20 protein-coding genes are annotated in these 17473 nt (G+C 69.3%); 10 read left to right on the forward strand and 10 right to left on the reverse strand.

Annotated features, from left to right (window positions below):
- Positions 1-126: 126 nt before the first annotated feature.
- From ASC91_RS01845 to ASC91_RS01865, 5 genes are all read right to left on the reverse strand, one after another.
- The gene (locus tag ASC91_RS01845; RefSeq protein WP_157281021.1) at positions 127-591 is read right to left on the reverse strand and encodes a DUF3592 domain-containing protein; all 465 of its coding nucleotides are present in this window, start codon (positions 589-591) and stop codon (positions 127-129) included.
- Positions 592-721: 130 nt separating this feature from the next.
- Positions 722-1345, reverse strand: coding sequence for a membrane integrity-associated transporter subunit PqiC (locus ASC91_RS01850; RefSeq protein WP_056191514.1), 624 nt, complete (start codon positions 1343-1345; stop codon positions 722-724).
- Positions 1342-2382, reverse strand: a complete 1041-nt coding sequence (locus ASC91_RS01855; protein ID WP_056191516.1) for an MlaD family protein — start codon at positions 2380-2382, stop codon at positions 1342-1344. Before ASC91_RS01855 ends, ASC91_RS01850 begins: the two co-directional genes overlap by 4 nt.
- Positions 2379-3155 carry an ABC transporter ATP-binding protein gene (locus tag ASC91_RS01860; RefSeq protein WP_056191518.1) on the reverse strand — a complete coding sequence of 259 codons (777 nt, stop codon included), beginning with the start codon at positions 3153-3155 and terminating at the stop codon, positions 2379-2381. The genes ASC91_RS01855 and ASC91_RS01860 overlap by 4 nt, the downstream gene beginning before the upstream one ends.
- Positions 3155-4291: an ABC transporter permease gene (locus tag ASC91_RS01865; protein ID WP_056191520.1), complete on the reverse strand. Its 1137-nt coding sequence runs from the start codon at positions 4289-4291 to the stop codon at positions 3155-3157. The genes ASC91_RS01860 and ASC91_RS01865 overlap by 1 nt, the downstream gene beginning before the upstream one ends.
- Before the next feature lie 185 nt (positions 4292-4476).
- On the opposite strand from ASC91_RS01865, the gene ASC91_RS01870 reads away from it, so the two are divergent.
- The 6 genes from ASC91_RS01870 (at position 4477) to ASC91_RS01895 (ending at position 9678) form a co-directional block, all read left to right on the forward strand.
- Complete coding sequence (locus ASC91_RS01870; protein ID WP_056191523.1) at positions 4477-4689, forward strand: hypothetical protein; 213 nt, start codon at positions 4477-4479, stop codon at positions 4687-4689.
- Positions 4686-4940 (forward strand): hypothetical protein, encoded by a 255-nt coding sequence (locus ASC91_RS01875; protein WP_056191525.1) that lies wholly within the window; start codon positions 4686-4688, stop codon positions 4938-4940. The genes ASC91_RS01870 and ASC91_RS01875 overlap by 4 nt, the downstream gene beginning before the upstream one ends.
- Positions 4941-5015: 75 nt before the next feature.
- A complete protein-coding gene (locus tag ASC91_RS01880) occupies positions 5016-6083 on the forward strand; it encodes a sensor histidine kinase (protein WP_056191526.1) in 1068 nt (355 codons plus the stop codon).
- The gene (locus ASC91_RS01885) at positions 6071-6763 is read left to right on the forward strand and encodes a LytTR family DNA-binding domain-containing protein (RefSeq protein WP_056191528.1); all 693 of its coding nucleotides are present in this window, start codon (positions 6071-6073) and stop codon (positions 6761-6763) included. The genes ASC91_RS01880 and ASC91_RS01885 overlap by 13 nt, the downstream gene beginning before the upstream one ends.
- A gap of 111 nt (positions 6764-6874) precedes the next feature.
- Complete coding sequence (locus tag ASC91_RS01890) at positions 6875-8371, forward strand: hypothetical protein (RefSeq protein ID WP_157281023.1); 1497 nt, start codon at positions 6875-6877, stop codon at positions 8369-8371.
- Positions 8372-8457: 86 nt separating this feature from the next.
- On the forward strand, positions 8458-9678 hold the full coding sequence (locus ASC91_RS01895; protein ID WP_056191533.1) for an acyltransferase family protein: 1221 nt from the start codon (positions 8458-8460) through the stop codon (positions 9676-9678).
- On the opposite strand, the gene ASC91_RS01900 is transcribed toward ASC91_RS01895, so the two are convergent.
- Positions 9579-10076, reverse strand: coding sequence for a hypothetical protein (locus ASC91_RS01900; RefSeq protein ID WP_056191535.1), 498 nt, complete (start codon positions 10074-10076; stop codon positions 9579-9581). The two genes, ASC91_RS01895 and ASC91_RS01900, sit on opposite strands and share 100 nt — an antisense overlap.
- A gap of 69 nt (positions 10077-10145) precedes the next feature.
- On the opposite strand from ASC91_RS01900, the gene ASC91_RS01905 reads away from it, so the two are divergent.
- A complete protein-coding gene (locus tag ASC91_RS01905; protein ID WP_056191537.1) occupies positions 10146-11249 on the forward strand; it encodes an alpha/beta fold hydrolase in 1104 nt (367 codons plus the stop codon).
- Here ASC91_RS01905 and ASC91_RS01910 read toward each other — a convergent pair.
- Together ASC91_RS01910 and ASC91_RS01915 are read right to left on the reverse strand one after the other, a co-directional pair.
- Entirely contained in the window at positions 11246-11779 is a 534-nt protein-coding gene (locus tag ASC91_RS01910; protein ID WP_082532340.1) for an HPP family protein, read from the reverse strand. The genes ASC91_RS01905 and ASC91_RS01910 overlap by 4 nt on opposite strands.
- A 137-nt stretch (positions 11780-11916) precedes the next feature.
- Positions 11917-13281 (reverse strand): cation:proton antiporter, encoded by a 1365-nt coding sequence (locus ASC91_RS01915; protein WP_082532341.1) that lies wholly within the window; start codon positions 13279-13281, stop codon positions 11917-11919.
- A gap of 206 nt (positions 13282-13487) precedes the next feature.
- On the opposite strand from ASC91_RS01915, the gene ASC91_RS01920 reads away from it, so the two are divergent.
- Genes ASC91_RS01920 through ASC91_RS01930 form a run of 3 tightly spaced genes read left to right on the forward strand, consistent with a single transcriptional unit; the run spans position 13488 to position 15770 of the window.
- Positions 13488-13739: a type II toxin-antitoxin system Phd/YefM family antitoxin gene (locus ASC91_RS01920; protein ID WP_056191539.1), complete on the forward strand. Its 252-nt coding sequence runs from the start codon at positions 13488-13490 to the stop codon at positions 13737-13739.
- 7 nt (positions 13740-13746) lie between these two features.
- Complete coding sequence (locus ASC91_RS01925) at positions 13747-14244, forward strand: PIN domain-containing protein (protein ID WP_056191541.1); 498 nt, start codon at positions 13747-13749, stop codon at positions 14242-14244.
- Positions 14241-15770 carry a tryptophan halogenase family protein gene (locus tag ASC91_RS01930; RefSeq protein WP_056191542.1) on the forward strand — a complete coding sequence of 510 codons (1530 nt, stop codon included), beginning with the start codon at positions 14241-14243 and terminating at the stop codon, positions 15768-15770. Before ASC91_RS01925 ends, ASC91_RS01930 begins: the two co-directional genes overlap by 4 nt.
- Here ASC91_RS01930 and ASC91_RS01935 read toward each other — a convergent pair.
- Both ASC91_RS01935 and ASC91_RS01940 read right to left on the reverse strand, forming a co-directional pair.
- Positions 15754-16290, reverse strand: a complete 537-nt coding sequence (locus tag ASC91_RS01935; RefSeq protein ID WP_056191545.1) for an arsinothricin resistance N-acetyltransferase ArsN1 family B — start codon at positions 16288-16290, stop codon at positions 15754-15756. The genes ASC91_RS01930 and ASC91_RS01935 overlap by 17 nt on opposite strands.
- Complete coding sequence (locus ASC91_RS01940) at positions 16287-17471, reverse strand: MFS transporter (protein ID WP_056191547.1); 1185 nt, start codon at positions 17469-17471, stop codon at positions 16287-16289. The genes ASC91_RS01935 and ASC91_RS01940 overlap by 4 nt, the downstream gene beginning before the upstream one ends.
- Positions 17472-17473 lie beyond the last annotated feature (2 nt).

The raw sequence follows: 17473 nt of genomic DNA on the forward strand, positions 1-17473 counted from the left end.
TCCCAAGGCGGCCCGCACTGGCGATGTGCTTGCGGCTCGATGCCGCAAGCATCGCCGTCCCCTCGGGGGACCGACCAGACTCGCTCGCGTTCAGCGACGCGAGGATGGGCGAGGGGCAGGTCCGCTTCAGGCCGCCGCAGTGGCCGGCCCGGCCGAGTTCTTGCGCCAGCGCCACCACAACAGGCCCAGGCCGGCGAGGAACATGACTGCGCCGATCCAGCGGGTTTCGCTGGTGTTGTCCTGCATGTCGGCCAAGCGCACGACGCTGGGTTCATTGGGCAGGTAGCGCACCTTGACCATGGGGTCGGCCTTGCCGTCCTTCATGGCCTGGCCCTGTTGTTGAGGCAGGCCGATCTCGGCGTTGACCAGGTTGCCGGCCTCCGTCTTGAAGACGATGTGGCCGCGGAAACCGCTCTCCGAGCCGCTGCGCTTCTTGCGCCACTCGATGCTTTCCACGGTGGCGGTGGTCTCGCGGCCATTGGCCTGCAGGCGCTTGATGTCGCGCGAGTCGTTTGCGCCGCTGAACATCACGTAGGGGCCGCCGATCAGCAATGCCAGCACCATGACCCAGGACCTGAGACTTTCCAACATCACACACTCCCTTGGCGCCCTCGGGCGGCCCGGGCGCGGTTCTTTTTTAAACGAGGCAGCCGCCCCTGCGGCCGCTATTGTTTCCGCGCCGGCCGCGCGATCGCCTCAGGGTCTCCCTGAAGTGACGGGTTCAGGAGGCCGCGACCATGCGTGCGGCCAGCTCCAGGATGCTGCGACGGTAAGCGTCGGCCAGTGCATCGGCGTTCGCCGCGCACGGGACGGTCAGCTCGGCGGCGCCGGCGGCAGGCAGGGCGGTATTGATCGGCGCGTGCAGCGGGGCCCAGCGCCAGCGCGCGCGCAGCGTCAGCTGCAGGCCACCGCCATCCTGGCGAGCCAGCCATTCATCGACCTGCACGACCAGGCGCAGCGACTCCGCGCCGTTGTCGGGCTGCGACTTGGCGCCCAACGTGACCGGGTAGGGCTGGCGCAGCCGCCCCAGGTCCTCGGCCAGCACGCGTGGCAGCGCGTCACGCAGCGGCTCGGCCCAGCGCGCCTCGGGCCAGGGCCTCAGGCCCGCGCTGCCCTCGGCAACCAGGATCTCGTCGCGGTCCAGCAGTTCGGGCAGCGCGATCTGCGGGCTCAGCACCCAGGCGCGGCCATCCTGGCCGGGTTTGGCACTGGCCGGCAGGGGCGGCGTGCTGGTCAGGCCATAGAGGCGGCGCGGCGGCGCGTCGCGCGTGGCGCATCCGGCCAGGGTGGCCGCGGCCAGCAGGCCCAGGACCAGGTCTCGGCGGTGCAGGGCGATCGGCTTCATCGTGCGGGCTCCGGTGCAGGCGTGGTGTCGGGCTTGCGGCCGCGCAGCAGCGCCTCGGGTTGCGCGTCCAGCGTGTTGGCGAGCTGGCGCAAGGCCCGCGCCGCTTGCGACAAGTCGCGCATCGTGCGCTCGGTCTGCTGCAGCAAGGGGCCATCGCTGCTCGCGGCCTCCTGCAGCGAGGCGCTGGCGCGGCTCAGCTCTGCGAGGGCCCGTTGCAGGTCCCGCATGACCGGGCCGTTCGGGTCGAGCACGGCACTGGCCTTGTCGGCGCCCACGCCCACCTTGTCAGCCGCGCCGGACACCTTGTCGCCAGCTCTATCCACACTGGCCATGGCGCGTTCGGCGCTGCGCGTCAGCGGCGCGGCGCGCTGTTCCAGCTGCGCGGCCAGCTTGCGCGCGTGGCCCGCGGTGGCCGCGAAGTCCTTCAGGCCCTGCTTCAGCTCGGGCGCTGCGATCAGCGAGCGAGCAGAATTTGCGATCTGGCTCAGGTCATCGAGGACCTTGCGCAGGTCCACGCTCTCGAGCTGGTTCTTCAGCGCCTGGAAGGCGGTTGCAACGGTCGGGATCTCCGTCATGTCGCCGCGAAAGCCCCCGCGCAGCGTGCCGCGCTGCTTGGTGCGGATGTCCAGGTCGATATAGAGCTGGCCGGTCAGCAGGCTTTGCGTGCCGAGTTGGGCGCTCAGGCCGCGCTTGATGAGGGCAGGCAAGGCGTGGCCGATGTCGTCGCTGTCGTTGCGGCCGTTCAGGCCGCGCACGGCGTCGGCATCCAGCTGGGCAACGACGGGGATGGCGAAGCTGTCGGTTTCCCTGTCGTAGTGCACGCTGATGTCGGTCACGTCGCCGATGCGCACGCCACGGAACACCACCGGCGCGCCCTTCTGCAGCCCGAACACCGAGCCGGAGAAGAACATCACGACGCGTTGCGGCTGCTTGAACCAGTGCTGGCCCGGCAGCACGACGAGGGCCACGGCGAACAGGGCCAGCGCACCGACGACGAAGGCGCCGATGGCCAGGGGGCTGGCGCGGCGGCGCTTCACGCGGCTTCCTTCTGCGGTTCGTACTGGCCACGGGTCAGGAACTCGCGCACCGGTTCGGGCCCTTGGTCTCGCAGCTCTGCCGGCGGTCCGAGCGCCGTGGCCGTGTGCGCCTCGACGTCGAGAAAGAGCACGCGGTCGGCCACGGCAAACAGGCTCTCCAGTTCGTGCGTGACGAGCACGATGGCCGAGCCGACATCGTTTTTCAGCTGCTTGATGAGGTCGTCCAGCCGCGCCGAGGTCAGCGGGTCCAGGCCGGCCGAGGGCTCGTCCAGGCACAGCAGCGGCGGGTCCAGCATCAGCGCGCGGGCAATGGCCGCGCGCTTTCGCATGCCACCCGACAGCGCGGCCGGTTCGGCGTCGAAGGTGTCAGGGTCGTTCAAACCTGCCAGGGCGAGCTTGAAGCGGGCCTGGCGCTCGCGCTCGGCCTCGTCCAGCTCGGTGTACAGCTCCAGCGGCAGCATCATGTTTTCGCCGACGGTCATGCTGCTCCACAGCGCGCCGGCCTGGAAGGCCACGCCGATCTCGCGCCGCGGCGGATCGTCGCCGTGCACATCGCGTTCCTTGCCGCCGGCCGTCCACAGCACGCGGCCGGTCTGCGGCGTCTGCAGCCCGATCATGTGGCGCAGCAGTGTGCTCTTGCCGCAGCCGCTGGCGCCGACTATGGCGAGCACCTCACCCGCCTTGACCTCGAAGTTCAGGCCATGCTGCAACTCCTTGCCGCCGGCGTGCAGGCTGAGGTTCTCGACACGCATCAGGACCTCGCCCTTGTCCATCAGATGTCTAGCCTTTGGAAGATGACGGTCAGCGCCGAGGCAGCCACCACCATCCAGACGATGGCCTGCACGACCGCCGCCGTCGTCGCCTCGCCCACTGCCTGGGCGCTGCGACCGGCATTCAGCCCCTGGCGGCAGCCGGCCAGTGCCACCAGCACCGCATACACACTGCCCTTGAGCAGGCCGACGAAGAGGTCCCAGCCTTCCAGCGCCTCGCGCGTCGTCGCCAGATAGGCGGCGGCCGGCACGTCGTAGAGCACGACGGCCACACCGCAGCCCACGGCCAGGCCGGCGGCGCCTGCGCACAGCGTCAACAGCGGGCCGGTGACGAGCAGGGCCAGCATGCGCGGCAGCACCAGATGCTCGACCGGGTCCACGCCCAGCGTCGTCAGCGCGTCGATCTCCTCGCCGGCGCGCATGCTGCCGATCTGGGCCGCGAAGGCCGCACCCACGCGGCCGGCCAGCACGATGCCGACGACGAGGGCCGCGATCTCGCGCACCACGCCGACGGTGACGAGATTGGCGATGTAGCTCTGCGCGCCGAAGCGCTTCAGCTGCTCGGCGCCCATGTAGGCCACGATCAGCCCCACCAGCGAACTGACCAGCAGCACGATGGGCAGGCTGCGCGGGCCGGTCTGCTCGATCTGCCACAGCCAGTCGCTCATGCGCATAGCGCTCTTGCCCCGCGCCAGCCGGCCGACGGCGCCCAGCATGTCGCCGACGAAGACCAGGGTCTTGCGCCATTCGGGCTCGGCCTGAGGCTCATCATCGGCGGCTGGTTTCTTCTTCTGCGCGGCCTCGGTCTTGGGCAGGCTGAGCGACAGCAGCGGCTGCAGGCCACGCGGCAGGCCAGCCAGGTCCAGTTGCACGCCGCCTCGCGCCAGCGGCGCCAGCAGCTGCCACAGCGCGCCGGCCAGTGGCGGTTGCCAGTGCGACAGCGCCGAGCTGTCAAAGCCCAGCCGTGTGCTCGCCGCCACCGGCAACTCGGCGGGCGGTTTGGGCAGCGCCACATCGGCGCCGTCGCCCGCCAGCACCAGGCGCCACTGAGGGCCTTCGCCTTCCCAATGCGCCTTGCCCTCGCCGGTGCTTGCGGTGTCGGCGGGCGGAGGCAGTGAGGCAGCAGGGGTGGAGGACATGACGACCCATGCTCTGCCGCGCCGTCTTGCCAGTGGCCCGGACGCCGACTGCGCGCTTTGTAGGACGGCGCGCCGCCGCGACCGCCCTGTCGGCCTGCGCCGACAGGGTGAAGGCGGCCTGGATGACCGCGACCGCTGCGCTCGTCGCCGAAAGTTGTTCAACTGAACTTCTTCCGGAGCCCGCGATGAAATCCACCTCCAAAAGCCCGACCCAGGGCGACGGTCTGCAGGGCGAAGGCAATTACGACGCCGCGCGCCGCCACCGCGAGTCCGCCGAGAAGTTCGTGAAAAGCGGCGGTGTGGAACCAGCCGCCCGCGAGGCCGCGCCGCGCAGCATCGACGAGGCCCGCGAGATGCGCGACGCCGAGCAGGCTGGCAAGAGCCACGCCAGGCGATGAGCAAGACCATCAACCCCGACGCCGCTCGCCCCGAGGGCAAGCCGTCGCTGCCGCACGAGCGTGACCAGCAGAACTCGGCGACCAATGCCAAGCCCGACCCTCAGGTGGATCGTGCGGCGCGCGATCTGAAGCAGGGTCAGGTTGACACTGACCTGCGCGCTACGCCGGGGCTGGATGCCGATCGCCGCGGCGGCATGGTGAAGGGTGGCGAGCACGGCGCGGCCGACAGCAAACCACGGCCCAACCGCTGACGGTCCTGGGACGAATGGCGCCCTGGCCGGGGCGAAGCGCCGAGGCGCAGCCCCTGCCCGGGCTAACCTCGCGGCATGACCATCCTGCCGCGCCGCTGGCGCCTGCCTTATGTCGCCGTGCTGGCCATCATCGGCCTGCTGCTGAGCATCTCCGCGCTGCAGACCTACCGCCTTTCGGGCGGCACCCACCCCTGGGAGCCGTTCCTGTGGGAGTTCAGCTCGGTCAGCGTCATCGGCCTGCTGGCCCTGGGTGTGCATGCCTTGCTGGGCCAACTGCGGGGCCGGTCCTGGCAGCGCCAGCTGGCGGCGCATGCGGCCGCGATGCCCCTGTTCAGCCTGCTGCACATCGCCGGCATGTTCGGCCTGCGTTTTGCGGTCTACGGCCTCGCAGGCGTGGACTACCACCCAGACGATCTGGCCACGGTGCTTGTCTTTGAGGGTGGCAAGGACGCCGTCAGCTATCTCAGCTTCTGCCTGATCTCGCGCGGGGTCTGGATGGCCCAGGCGGCGGCCCTGCGCGCGCAGGAGCTGGACCGGGCTCGCCGCGAGCTCGCCGAGGTGAGGCTGGCCCGCCTGGCCGACCAGGTGCAGCCGCACTTCCTGTTCAATACGCTCAACCTCATCAGCTCGGTGATGTACGAGGACGTGCCGCGCGCCGACAAGCTGCTGTGCCAGCTCGCCGACCTGCTGCGCCAGACGCTGGCAGCCCAACAGCGCGCCGAGCACACGGTGGGCGAGGAGCTGGCGCTGGTGCAGCCCTTCCTCGCGCTGATGCAGGCCCGCTTCGGGCCGGAGCGGCTGGTCGTGCATATCGAGACCGACGAGGCGGCGAGCGCCTGCCGGCTGCCTGCTCTGCTGTTGTTGGCGCCGGTGGAGAACGCCGTCAAGCATGACGTGGCGCGGCATCGCGGCCGCGTCACGGTCAGCGTCGTCGCGAAGCGCGTCGGCGAGCGGCTGCATCTGAAGGTCAGCAACCATGGCGACACCCCTGTGCCCGATTCGCCGCCTGACCCTGATGGCGGCCTGGGGCTGCGCAATCTGCGGGAGCGGCTGGAAGCCCGCTATGCCGATGCTGCCAGCGTCAATTTCGGGCCCGACGGTGGCGGCATGAGCTTGACGTTGGAGCTGCCATGCGCGCGCTGATCGTCGACGACGAGCCCGCCGCGCGCGCCAAGCTGCGCCGCCTGCTGGCGGCCGAGACGGACGTGGCCGAGCTGATGGAGGCGCCCGACGCGCCGTCGGCCCTGGCCCTCGTGCGTTCGCTCGCCACGCCGCCCGACCTGGCCCTGCTCGACATCGAGATGCCCGGCGGCAACGGCGTGCAACTGGCCGCCGCGCTGCGCGAGGCCGGTGTGCGCTGCATCATCTTCTCGACGGCGCACGCCGAGCACGCGCTGCAGGCCTTCGAGCTTGCGGCGCTGGACTATCTGCTCAAGCCCTACACGGCCGAGCGGCTGGCCGCGGCGCTGGCGCGCGTGCGCGAGTCGCTGGCGCGCCCCGCGGCGCCAGTGGGCGAGTGGTGGGTTGAAGGCGAGCGCATTGCGCTGGCCGAAGTGCAATGGATCTCGGCAGCCGACAACTACATCGAGCTGCACCTGCCCCCGCGCAGCCTGCTGGAGCGCGCCACGCTGGCCGATGCGCTGGGCCGCCCCGGCTGGGCCGCGCGCTTTGTACGCGTGCACCGCAGCCACGCGGTGAATCCGGTGCATGTGAAGCGCATCGAGCGCCTGTCCAGTGGCGAGGCCGTGCTGACGTTGAGTTGCGGCGGAACGCTGCGGGTGTCACGCGGCTATCGCGGGGTTCTTGACGCGATCGCCGGCTGACGGTCGATACGTGTGCTAACGAAGCAAGCCGCTGACCGGGTTAGCATCGTCGCCCAATCAAAAGGCCACAGGCCGGGGGGCGCGATGGGCAGGCGTGTGTGGTGGGCGTTGATGGCCTCTTGCCTGGTGTTGGCCGCCTGCGGCGGCGGTGGTGGCGGGGGGTCGAGCACGCCGGGCGACACGACCACGCCGGTGACCCCGTCCAACGACATCGGCGCCCACATGTCGATGTCCAGCGTGACCGTGGAGCGCGACCTTTACCGGCGCAACCAGGTCGAGAAGGTCGAGCTCGCGCTGCTGGTGGATCGTCCGCCCGCCGAGGGCTACTACTACCGCGTGACCTACACGAAAAAGGCCCTGAACTTCATTGGCGAATCACCGCGCACCGACTCGGGGCTGGACCTGCAGGTCGGGTTGTCGTCTCCTGGCGTGCTCGGTTTGGGCAGCTATGACGACACGATCACCGTCGAGGTCTGCATCGATTCGAAATGCGCCACGCCCGCGCGCGGCAGCCCCTTCGTCGTGCCGGTCAAACTCAAGGTGGGCTACTTCGCCGAAACCGAGGCCGGGCTGCCGCAGCAGGTCCTGGCCGACGCCGTCACTTTGCCGCATGACGTCGTTGCCGCCGCCTACAGCGCGAGCCTGGATGCCGTCGTGTCGGTGTCCAAGGCGCCGACCGCCGCGCTGAACCTGCGCTCGCTCGCCGATGGGCAGACGCGCAGCGTCGCGCTGGCCTCGGTGCCGACCTCGGTGGCGCTGTCGCCCGACGGCCGGCGCGCGGCAGTGGGGCATGACGGCGCCGTTTCATTCGTCGACCTCGTGCCGGCCACGCCGGGCGCGGCGATGGCGGTCAGCCGGTTTGCGGTCAGCATGCCGGTCGGCGCCGTCGTGCTGGACGGCCAGGGCCGCATCTACGCCTTCGGCTCGGCGCCGACCTGGGCCTACCTGCACTGGGTGGACACGGCCAACGGCATCGACAAGACCGCCACGGCCAACATCTACAGCCCGGTGCGGCCGGTACTGCACGCCGCCGGTGACCGCATCTATTTCTCGACCCGGGACGTCTCGCCCAACGACATCTACAACGTCACGCTGGAAGCCACTGGCCCGCGTGATGCCGTCGATTCGCCCTATCACGGCGACTATGAAATCTGCGGCCAGGTGTGGACCTCGGCAACCAGCTCACGGCTGTACACCGCCTGCGGCAAGGTCTTCACGGCGTCCAGCGATCCAAGCCTGGACATGCGCTATGCCGGCTCCTTCGCGATGTCGGCGTCAACGTCAACGGCCAGCTTCGGCTATGCGGCGCTGTCCATCAGCGACAGCCTCGTGAGCAACCAGCTCGTGGTGCTGGAGCAGGACAAGTTCAATTGCGATCCTCGCCTGGACATGCTCTACGCCTGCTTCACACGGGTCGGCACCTTCAACGCGACCGACATGGCGTTGCAGGCGCGTGCCTCGCTGGCGCCTGTCACCGTGGGCGCGGACCGCTTCGCGCAGGTTGGCCGCTATGTTTTCCATCGTGTCAACAGCAAGGCGGTGCTGCTGACCGAGCTGCGCGGCGCGCCCGACGCGGCGGCCAGCATCCGGCTCAGCAGCCTGCCCTGAGAGGCTGAGAGCCGTTGGCCCCTGGGGCGGCGCCACTCGCCCCAGCGCGCTGGCTCGCGCGCCGGGCCACCGCGAAGCTGGCGGCCATGAACACGAACCGCCTCCCCTTCCTTGACGGCCTGCGCGTTGCCGCCTTCGCGCTGCTGATCCCGTATCACGTCGGCATGTACTACGTGACCTGGGACTGGCATGTGAAGAGCCCCGCGGCCAGCGGCGCCCTCGAGCCCTTTATGCAGCTCAGCTCGCCGTGGCGACTGGGCCTGCTCTTCCTGATTGCCGGCGCGGCCTGCCAGGGGCTGTTCACCAAGCGCGGCGCCCTGGGCACGCTGAAGGACCGCTCGCTGCGCCTGCTGCTGCCGCTGCTCTTCGGCATGGCCGTCATCGTCACGCCGCAGGCCTATTTCGAGGTGCTGACCAAGGTGCCGGCACAGTTGCCCGGCGACGGCGGCTACCTCGACTTCTGGCAGGCCTACCTGAAGGGCGGCAAATACTGCCGCGGCCAAGACTGCATGGACGTGCCGACCTGGAACCACCTGTGGTTCCTGCCCTATCTGTGGCTGTATGCGGTGCTGGGGGCGCTGCTGGCCCGTTTCATCCGCCTGCGGGGCGAGCTGCGGCTGCCCACCTGGGCCTGGCTGCTGCTGCCGGCAGTGCCGCTGGCGCTGATGCGCATCTTCATCAAGCCGCGGTTCCCGGTCGAGCACGACCTGGTGCATGACCTCTACAACCACCTGCAATACGGCTGGCTGTTTGCCATCGGCTGGGCCAGCCGCACGCCGTTGGCGCAAGACTTCTGGGCGGCGGCATTGCGGTTGCGCTGGGTGGCCCTCGGCGTCTCGCTGGCGGGCTGGGCCGTGCTGATGGTCTTCAGCCAGCAGTACGCCGAGGCGACGCCGAGCGATGCCGTCCTGACCGCCGCCCGCACGCTGCGGGGCTCGCTGACCTGGTTTGCCATCGTCGCCGCGGGCGGATGGGCCCAGCGCGCCTTCACGAAGGAGTCGCCGCTGCTGCGCGAGGCGAGCAAGGCGGTGTTCTGCCTCTACATCCTGCACCAGAGCGTCATCGTCGTGCTGAGCCAGTGGCTCAAACCTCTGGCCCTGCCCTGGGGGCTGGAGGCGGTGCTGCTGATCGTGCTGACCTTTGCCATCAGCGGCGGCGCCTATCTCGTGCTGCGCCGCGTGCCGGGGCTGGCGTTGCTGGTCGGCATTCAGCGCACGCCGCGCAAGGCGCTGCCGTCCACGCCGCGCGTGATGGGGCAGTTGACGACGATGCCCGTCACGTCGAGCTCGACGTCGCCCGAGGCCTGAGCGTCCAGCACCGCCTCTTCGGAGCGCAGCTCGCGCGGCGGCCTGGCCGGTTTCCAGCGCACCAGCACCAGCCGCCACAGGGGGCTGTAGTTCGGGTCCGGCCGAGCAGATCCCACCGGTGCCGGCCCGGAGGCGAAGACGCTGATCTGCGCGCCGTCGGCAAACTTGTAGACGCGCTCGGTCAGCGAGGTGCTGCCCATGCCCACGGCGCCGGCCAGGCGCGGCACGTGGTGGATGCCCGCCTGCGCGGCCATCGTCCCGTCGGAGATGTCCGTCGTCACATACTCGACGCGCTTGCCGTCGACCCAGGCCTGCTGGCGCGGCAGCGTGATGCCGGGTGGCGCAGCGCAGGCGGACAGCAGCAGGGCGGGTAGCAGGAACCAGGGAAGGTCTCTCATGGCGTGGCGGTCGTGCAGGCCGGGCGGCCCTGGTGCTATGGTGCGCCGCCCGTTCAACGCCCGGCCGCCATGATCGAGAAATTCCTGCCCGCCACGCTGCTGTTTTTCGCCGGCCTGGCCCATGCCGCGGACGCGCCCGTTGCGCCGCCCCCTGCCGAGCCTGCCTACGCCACCGTGCGGCCCATGATTGCCGACCAGCAGCGCCTCGTGGCGCCGAATGCGGTCGAGATCAGCGAGGCCGTCGAGCTGGGTGGGCTCAAGCAATGGGTCACCATCCGCGGCGCCGACAAGGCCAACCCCGTGCTCATCTATGTGCATGGCGGCCCGGGTGCCGCCGAGATGGGGCGCAGCTGGCCCTACCAGCGCGGCTGGGAGGACTTCTTCACCGTCGTGCAATGGGACCAGCGCGGCACCGGCAAGACGCTGCGCCATGGGGGCGAGGCCGCCAACAAGGCCTCGCTGACGCGCCGGCAGATGGCGGACGACCTCATCGAGCTGATCGCCATGGTGCGCCAGCGCCTCCAGGTCGAGCGCGTCGTCCTACTGGGCCATTCCTGGGGCAATGTCATCGGCCTGGACGCGGCCATGGCCAAGCCGAGCTGGGTCAGCTCCTATGTAGGTGTCGGGCCGTTGATGAATCTGCAGGCCAACGAAAAGGCGCAATATGAGGCGCTGCTGGCCGAGGCGCGCAAGCGCCATGACACGGTCGCGTTGACCGAGCTGGAAGCCATCGCGCCCTATCCCGGCGAGGGCGAGATCCCCTTCGCCAAGGTCAATGTCGCACGCAAATGGGTGATGGCCTATGGCGGCCTGGCCGCCTACCGCGACAACGCCGATTTCTACTTCCGCGCCGCGCGGCTGTCGCCCTATTACGAGTTCGAGGACCGCCTGGCCATCGACCAGGGCGGCCAGTTGTCGGTGCCGACCTTGCTGCCCGACATGCAGCGCGTCGACCACACGCGCATCCGCGAGACGCGCTTCCCGGTCTTCATGTTCCTCGGCCGCCACGACCTGACCACGCCGTCCTCGGTCATCGAACCCTGGTTGACCCAGCTGAAGGCGCCGGTGAAGAAGCTCGTCTGGTTCGAGCACTCGGCGCATCTGGCGCCCCACGAGGAGCCCGGCAAGTTCCTGCTCGCTCTGGTCGAGCAGGTGCGTCCGTTGGTGCGTTAGTACCAGTACGCCGGATACGCCCGCCGCGTGGCCCGGTGATAAAGCACCGCGACGACCACCATCGTCAGCGCACCAAACAGCGTGGGAAAGAGCAAAAAGCCCCACTTGGGTGCGACGAGGAACACGATCACGGGATTGGAGCCCGCGGGTGGGTGCATCGTCCGCGTGAGCATCATCAATGCCACCGAGACCGCCGCGGCCACGGCGAGCGACCACCACGCCGGGCCGAACACCGCCAGCACCGCCAGGCCCACCGCTGTGCAGATGAAATGCCCACCGATGACGCTGCGGGGCTGCGAGAAGTGCAGCTCCGGGAAGGTGAACATCATCACTGCGGTCGAGCCGAAGGAGCCCAGCAGCAGCAGCACGCCCAGGTTGAACGAGCCGATCGCCAGCACGCCAATGATGGTGAACACGCCGGCGCAGGCGAGGACGCCCTGGCTCAGGGTGTAAGTGGGCGCCCTCGTGGGATGCACGACGGGCGCCGGCACAGGCGGGCGGGCCACGACGTCGGGAGCAAGCTCGCTCATGGATGTCCTCGGCAGGTCTCGGAGTCGCAGCAAGGAGCGCGCCAACTCAGGGCATAAAAAGGGGGCAGGCCTGCAGCCTTGCCCCTGAGAACGCCACCGACACCTCTCAGCGATGGCGAGGAGAGCGAAACGAGGCCTCAGGCCGGGTTGCTGGCCGGCGTGCCGGGCACGGCTTCCAGCTCGCCCGATGCACGCGCCTTGCGGCCGTAGAAGATCTCGAACAGCGGCGTGGCCATCATGGTCGTCACCACCGCCATCAGCACCAGCATCGAGAACAGGGCCGGGCCGATGATGCCCTTCTGCAGGCCGATGTTGATGATGATGAGCTCCATCAGGCCGCGCGAGTTCATCAGCGCGCCGATGCCCAAAGCGGTGCGGTTGTCTTCACCGGCCATGCGGGCCGCCAGGTAGCAGGCGCCGAACTTGGCCAGCACCGAGGCGACCAGCACACCGGCGGCGATCAGCAGCAGCTGCACCGAATTGATCATGTCCAGGCGCGTGTTCAGGCCTGAGTAGGTGAAGAACATCGGCAGCAACAGGATCACCGTGAGCGGCTCGACCTTCTTCTTCAGCTCGGCAGCGAACAGGCCGCGCGGCATGACGGCGCCCAGGATGAAGCCGCCGAAGATGGCATGGATGCCGACGGCGTCCATGATGAAGGCCGACGTGCAGAAGCAAATCAGCGTGATGCCCAGCACCGTGTTGCTCATGTGGCCATCACGCTCGACCATGCGGCCCAGCGGGGCCAGCAGCTTCTTGCCGAACAGCATGACGAAGGCCGCCCACAGCACGCCGCCGCCGATGGCCAGCACGGCCACGCCGGGGCCCGCACCAAAGGCCGCCAGCACCAGGGCCAGCACGCACCAGGAGGCGGCGTCGTCGAAGGCGCCGGCCGTCAGCGTCAGGGTGCCCAGCGAGGTGTTGGCCAGGCCCTGCTCGTTGATGATGCGGGCCAGCATCGGGAAGGCCGTCAGCGCGATGCAGGCGCCCATGAACAGGGTCGCATTCGCCGTGGAGATGCCTTCGGCAAACAGCCCGGGAACCTGGAGCAGCAGCGGTGTGATCAGGAAGGCGATGAAGAAGGGCGCCGCGATGCCGGCGAAGGACACGCCCATCGCGCTCTTCGCCTTGGTCGCGAAGTGGTCCAGTCGCAGCGTCGTGCCGACCAGGAACATGTACAGCCCCACACCCAGCTGGGCACCGGAGTACAGCACGCTGCGCATCTCCTTCGGGAAGATGGCGGACTGCACGTCGGGGAAGAACAGGCCCAGCAGCGACGGGCCGAGGATGACGCCCGCGATCATTTCTCCAACCACCTGGGGCTGGCCCAGGAATTTGCGGCCGGCCCAGCCAACCACGCGGCACGCCAGCATGATCAGCCCGAGCTGCAGGAAGAAGTGGACGCTGAAATCGCCCGGCGCGTAGGTCTTGGCGGCCGCGGCCGCAGCGGGACCATGCTTGGCGAACACGTCGCCCATGATGGCAAGAAGGTCGAATTCCATGGCTGTTCCTGTAGATTTTTTGCCGTTGCCACGCACCGCCGCGCGGTTTTGTACAACGTTGTCTGCCTCTTTTGGTGAAAGCGCTCTCACCACGTGGAACACTTTGCCAGCCGGGTTTTCAATGTCCATTGGGTCGAACAGATCCGGGCCTATGTACCTACATCCCAATTGCGCGATTGCAGGTAGGTAGGTACATTGGCGAGGCCATGAAACTGCTCACCAGCCGCGATTTCAACCGTGACGTCAGCCTCGCCAAGCGGGCGGCGCAGGTCGAGCCGGTCGTCATCACCGACCGCGGCCAGCCCACTCATGTGCTGATGAGCATTGCCGAGTACCGCCGCCTGACCGGCGAGGGCGAGAGCATCCTGGAGCTGCTGGCCATGCCCGAGGTCGTGACGATCGATGCGGCCGACGCCGCGGCCGATGGCGCCTGGGATCACCGCGAAAACCTCCCCTGAGGGCGCCATGTTCCTGCTCGACACCAGCATCGTTCTCGAACTGCGCAAGGCCAAGGCCGGCCAGTCCGACGCCGGCCTGGCCGCCTGGGCCGCCGGCCTGCCGCGCCAAAAACTCTTCATCTCGGCGCTGAACCTGCTGGAGATCGAGAACGCCGCCGCCCGCCTGGGCCGCAAGGACCGCGCCGCCGGCCTCGTCGTGCGCGACTGGATCGATAGCCGCGTCATTCCCGCCTTCGAAGGCCGCGTGCTGCCGGTGGACGCGGCCGTCGTGCGCCGCCGGGCCCAGCTGCCCTATGCCAATACCCGCGACGGCCTGCTCGCCGCGACGGCGCTGGAACATGGCCTCACCTTCGTCACCCACCGCGTCTCGGCATTCCGCGTCGGGCGCGTGAAGCTGCTCAACCCCTCCGGCTACGTCGCCCAGCCCAGTGACGAGGACGAGGACTGGAGCCATGGCGCCCAGACCGGCCAGCAGTGGCTGAAGAACCTCTATACGAGAGCATGAACAAGCGACGCATTCTCATCGTCGGCGGCGGCACGGCCGGCTGGCTGACCGCCGCCTACCTGGCCAAGGCCCTCAAGCTGTCCGAGCGCAGCCACCTGGAGGTGACCGTGCTGGAGTCGCCCGACATCAGCAGCGTCGGCGTCGGCGAAGGCACCTTCCCCACCATCCGCAGCACGCTCCAATTCCTCGGCATCGACGAGGCGCGCTTCATCCGCGAGACCTCGGCCACGCTCAAGCAGGGCATCCGCTTCGTCGACTGGGCGCGCACGCCCACCGCGGGCCAGCATCAGCAGTTCTTCCATCCCTTCGAAGCGCCCTTCTACACGGAGGACCTCAACCTGGTGCCCTACTGGCTGCTGCAGGACGAGGCCGGGCGCATGCCCTTCGCCGAGGCCATGACGCTGCAGGTGCGCGTCGCCGAAGCCCACCGCGCGCCCAAGCGGGCCGGCGAAGCGCCTTATGCCGCGCCGCTGAACTACGCCTACCACTTCGACGCGCTCAAGCTCGCCAAGCTGCTGGCCGCGCGCGCCCGTGAGCTCGGCGTGCGCCACGTCGAAGGCACGGTGACTGACGTCGTTCTCGATGCGACGGGCGCCATCGCCCATCTCGACACCGCCCAGCTGGGCCGTTTCGAGGCCGAGCTTTATATCGACTGCACGGGCTTTCGCGCCGAGCTCATCGGCCGGGCGATGGGTTCGAACTTCAAGTCCGTGCGCCACCAGCTCTTCGTCGACCGCGCCCTGGCCTGCAAGGTGCCGCTGGATGCCAATGCGGTCATGGAAAGCTCCACCATCGCTACCGCCCACGAGGCGGGCTGGTTGTGGGAGATCGGCCTGAACGGCGCGCGCGGCATCGGCTGCGTCTATTCCAGCGACCATCTCAGCGACGACCGTGCCGCCGACATCCTGCGCGGCTACTGCGGCGCGGGCAACGAAGACCTGGCAATGCGCAGCATCCCCTTCACGCCCGGCTACCGCGAGCAGCAGTGGGTGAAGAACTGCGTCGCCGTCGGCCTGTCGGCCGGCTTCCTGGAGCCGCTGGAGGCCACCGGCCTCGTCCTCATCGAGGCGGCCGTCGGCATGATTGCCGAGATGCTGCCGCACAGCGGCCCCATGCACGCACCGGCGCGGCGCTTCAACGAGCTGATGACGGCGCGCTTCGAGAACATCATCAACTTCCTGAAGCTGCACTACTGCCTGAGCCAGCGGCAGGAGCCCTTCTGGCGCGACAACGCCGCGCCGGCCACCATCCCGGATCGACTGGCCGGCTTGCTGGAGGAGTGGCAGCTGCGCCCGCCGGGCCGTTTCGACTTCGTGCTCGACACCGAAACCTTCGCCTTCTTCAACTACCAGTACATCCTCTACGGCATGGGCTTCGCCACCGACCTCAGCGCCGGCCGCAGCGATTTCCCGCAGATGGCGGACGCCGACAAGCTGTTCGCCAAGATCCAGCGTTTTGCCGACCGCGCCATCGCCGATCTGCCCAGCCACCGGGCGCTGATCCAGCAGATCAACGCGGGGCGCTGAAGGCCTGGGGCGGCGAGGGTGTGTCCAGGGGCCTGAGCGCCTTCTGCCACCAGCCCACGTCGCGCCACTCGCCGTTCTTGAAGCCGACGTTGCGATACACGCCCAGGGCTTCGAAACCCACTGCCTCGTGCAGGCCGACGCTGCCCGCATTGGGCAAGGCGATGCCGGCAAAAGCCTGGAAGTAGCCGAGCTCGGCCAGCAGCGGCAGCAGCCGCTCGTACAGCGCCCGGCCGACGCCCTGGCCGCGCATGCCCTCGCGCACATAGACCGTCGTGTCCACCGACCACTGGTAGGCCGCCCGTTCGCGGTGCTTGCTGGCATAGGCATAGCCGCAGATGGCGCCGTCTGCATCCTCAGCCACCAGCCAGGGCAGGCTGGCCAGCGTCTTCTCGATGCGGCTGCGCATCTCCTGCGCGTCCGGCGGCTCCGTCTCAAAGGAGATGCTGGTGTGGGCCACGATGGGCGCATAGATGGCTGCGACGGCGGCGCCGTCCTCGGGGGTGGCGGTGCGGATCTTCAAGGCGGGTCCTCCATGAATGGCTGGGTGGTGCGCGCGGGCACATGGATGAAAAGCAGGGCGGCCAGCGCGCTCAGGCCCAGACCGGTCGACAACCACAGCACGCCGGTTCCGAAGTCCGCCAGCAGCAGGCCGAACAGCCATGGCGCCAGCGCCTGCGCCAGGCGCGCCGGCAGCACCAGCAAGCCCTGGCGCTGCCCGTAGCCCAGCGGCCCGAACAAGGCCAGCGGCAGCGTGCCCTTGGCGATGGTCAGCACGCCGTTGCCCGCGCCATGCAGCAGCGCAAACACCATGGCGGCAGGCGCGCCGATGACGGCCAGCAGGGCCGCGCCCAGCGGATGCATCAGCGCCGCGGCGCGCGCCGACTGCAAGGGGTGCAAGCGCCGCAGGAAACCGAACTCCAGCAGCCGCCCCGCGACCTGGGCTGGGCCGACCAGGGCGCTGATCAAGATGACCGCCGCTGGCGTGGCACCCGCGGCGTCCAGCAGCCGTGGCAGATGTGCAGCCATCGCCGTGCTGATGAACCACGTCACCGCGAACACCCAGGCCAGCAGCGCGGCGGTCCGCATCGGCGGCGCTTCGCCGTTCGCAGCCGCTGGCGCCTGGGTGGACACCGCCAGCGCCGCGGCCTTGGGCAGCCAGGCGTTCAGTGGCAGGCCCACCAGGAGATGCAGCCCCGCCCAGGCCCAGCAGGCGCCGCGCCAGCCGAAGGTGTGCTCCAGCGCCGCCGTCAACGGCCAGCCGACGGTGCTGGCAAAGCCCGCGATCAGCGTGATGCCGGTGATGGCACTGCGCGCGTCATGGCCGTACAGCCTCACCAGCGACGCGAAGGCTGCCTCGTAGAGCCCGCCGCCCATCGCCACGCCCAACACCAGCCAGGCGGCGAAAAGCCCGACCGGCCCATCGGCCAGGGCCAGCAGCGCCAGACCGACGGCGAACAGCAGGCTGGTCACCATCAGCACCGGCCGGCCGCCCCAATGGTCGATGCGGCGGCCCGAGTGCGGCCCGACGATCGCCGAGACGACCAGGGCCGCGGAAAAGGCCGCGAACACCGTAGGCTCCGATACGCCCAGCTCCGCCGCCATCGGCCGCGCCAGCATGGCCGGCAGGTAGTAGGTCGAGGCCCAGGCCAGCGTCTGGGCCGTGCCCAGCGAGCCGACGACGCGCAGGCGGCTGGCCGCCATGC

It is taken from the genome of Pelomonas sp. Root1237 (genome assembly GCF_001425055.1).
GTDB lineage: Bacteria > Pseudomonadota > Gammaproteobacteria > Burkholderiales > Burkholderiaceae_C > Pelomonas.

Excerpts from the sequence above, each read along its gene's own strand:
- ASC91_RS01885 (WP_056191528.1), top strand. The coding sequence starts at position 6,071 with ATGCGCGCGCTGATCGTCGACGACGAGCCCGCCGCGCGCGCCAAGCTG.
- ASC91_RS01890 (WP_157281023.1), top strand. The coding sequence starts at position 6,875 with ATGGCCTCTTGCCTGGTGTTGGCCGCCTGCGGCGGCGGTGGTGGCGGG.
- ASC91_RS01915 (WP_082532341.1), bottom strand. The coding sequence starts at position 13,281 with ATGGAATTCGACCTTCTTGCCATCATGGGCGACGTGTTCGCCAAGCAT.
- ASC91_RS01870 (WP_056191523.1), top strand. The coding sequence starts at position 4,477 with ATGAAATCCACCTCCAAAAGCCCGACCCAGGGCGACGGTCTGCAGGGC.
- ASC91_RS01940 (WP_056191547.1), bottom strand. The coding sequence starts at position 17,471 with ATGGCGGCCAGCCGCCTGCGCGTCGTCGGCTCGCTGGGCACGGCCCAG.
- ASC91_RS01920 (WP_056191539.1), top strand. The coding sequence starts at position 13,488 with ATGAAACTGCTCACCAGCCGCGATTTCAACCGTGACGTCAGCCTCGCC.
- ASC91_RS01895 (WP_056191533.1), top strand. The coding sequence starts at position 8,458 with ATGAACACGAACCGCCTCCCCTTCCTTGACGGCCTGCGCGTTGCCGCC.
- ASC91_RS01905 (WP_056191537.1), top strand. The coding sequence starts at position 10,146 with ATGATCGAGAAATTCCTGCCCGCCACGCTGCTGTTTTTCGCCGGCCTG.
- ASC91_RS01845 (WP_157281021.1), bottom strand. The coding sequence starts at position 591 with ATGTTGGAAAGTCTCAGGTCCTGGGTCATGGTGCTGGCATTGCTGATC.
- ASC91_RS01875 (WP_056191525.1), top strand. The coding sequence starts at position 4,686 with ATGAGCAAGACCATCAACCCCGACGCCGCTCGCCCCGAGGGCAAGCCG.
- ASC91_RS01910 (WP_082532340.1), bottom strand. The coding sequence starts at position 11,779 with ATGAGCGAGCTTGCTCCCGACGTCGTGGCCCGCCCGCCTGTGCCGGCG.
- ASC91_RS01880 (WP_056191526.1), top strand. The coding sequence starts at position 5,016 with ATGACCATCCTGCCGCGCCGCTGGCGCCTGCCTTATGTCGCCGTGCTG.
- ASC91_RS01865 (WP_056191520.1), bottom strand. The coding sequence starts at position 4,291 with ATGTCCTCCACCCCTGCTGCCTCACTGCCTCCGCCCGCCGACACCGCA.
- ASC91_RS01925 (WP_056191541.1), top strand. The coding sequence starts at position 13,747 with ATGTTCCTGCTCGACACCAGCATCGTTCTCGAACTGCGCAAGGCCAAG.
- ASC91_RS01900 (WP_056191535.1), bottom strand. The coding sequence starts at position 10,076 with ATGAGAGACCTTCCCTGGTTCCTGCTACCCGCCCTGCTGCTGTCCGCC.
- ASC91_RS01930 (WP_056191542.1), top strand. The coding sequence starts at position 14,241 with ATGAACAAGCGACGCATTCTCATCGTCGGCGGCGGCACGGCCGGCTGG.
- ASC91_RS01860 (WP_056191518.1), bottom strand. The coding sequence starts at position 3,155 with ATGGACAAGGGCGAGGTCCTGATGCGTGTCGAGAACCTCAGCCTGCAC.
- ASC91_RS01850 (WP_056191514.1), bottom strand. The coding sequence starts at position 1,345 with ATGAAGCCGATCGCCCTGCACCGCCGAGACCTGGTCCTGGGCCTGCTG.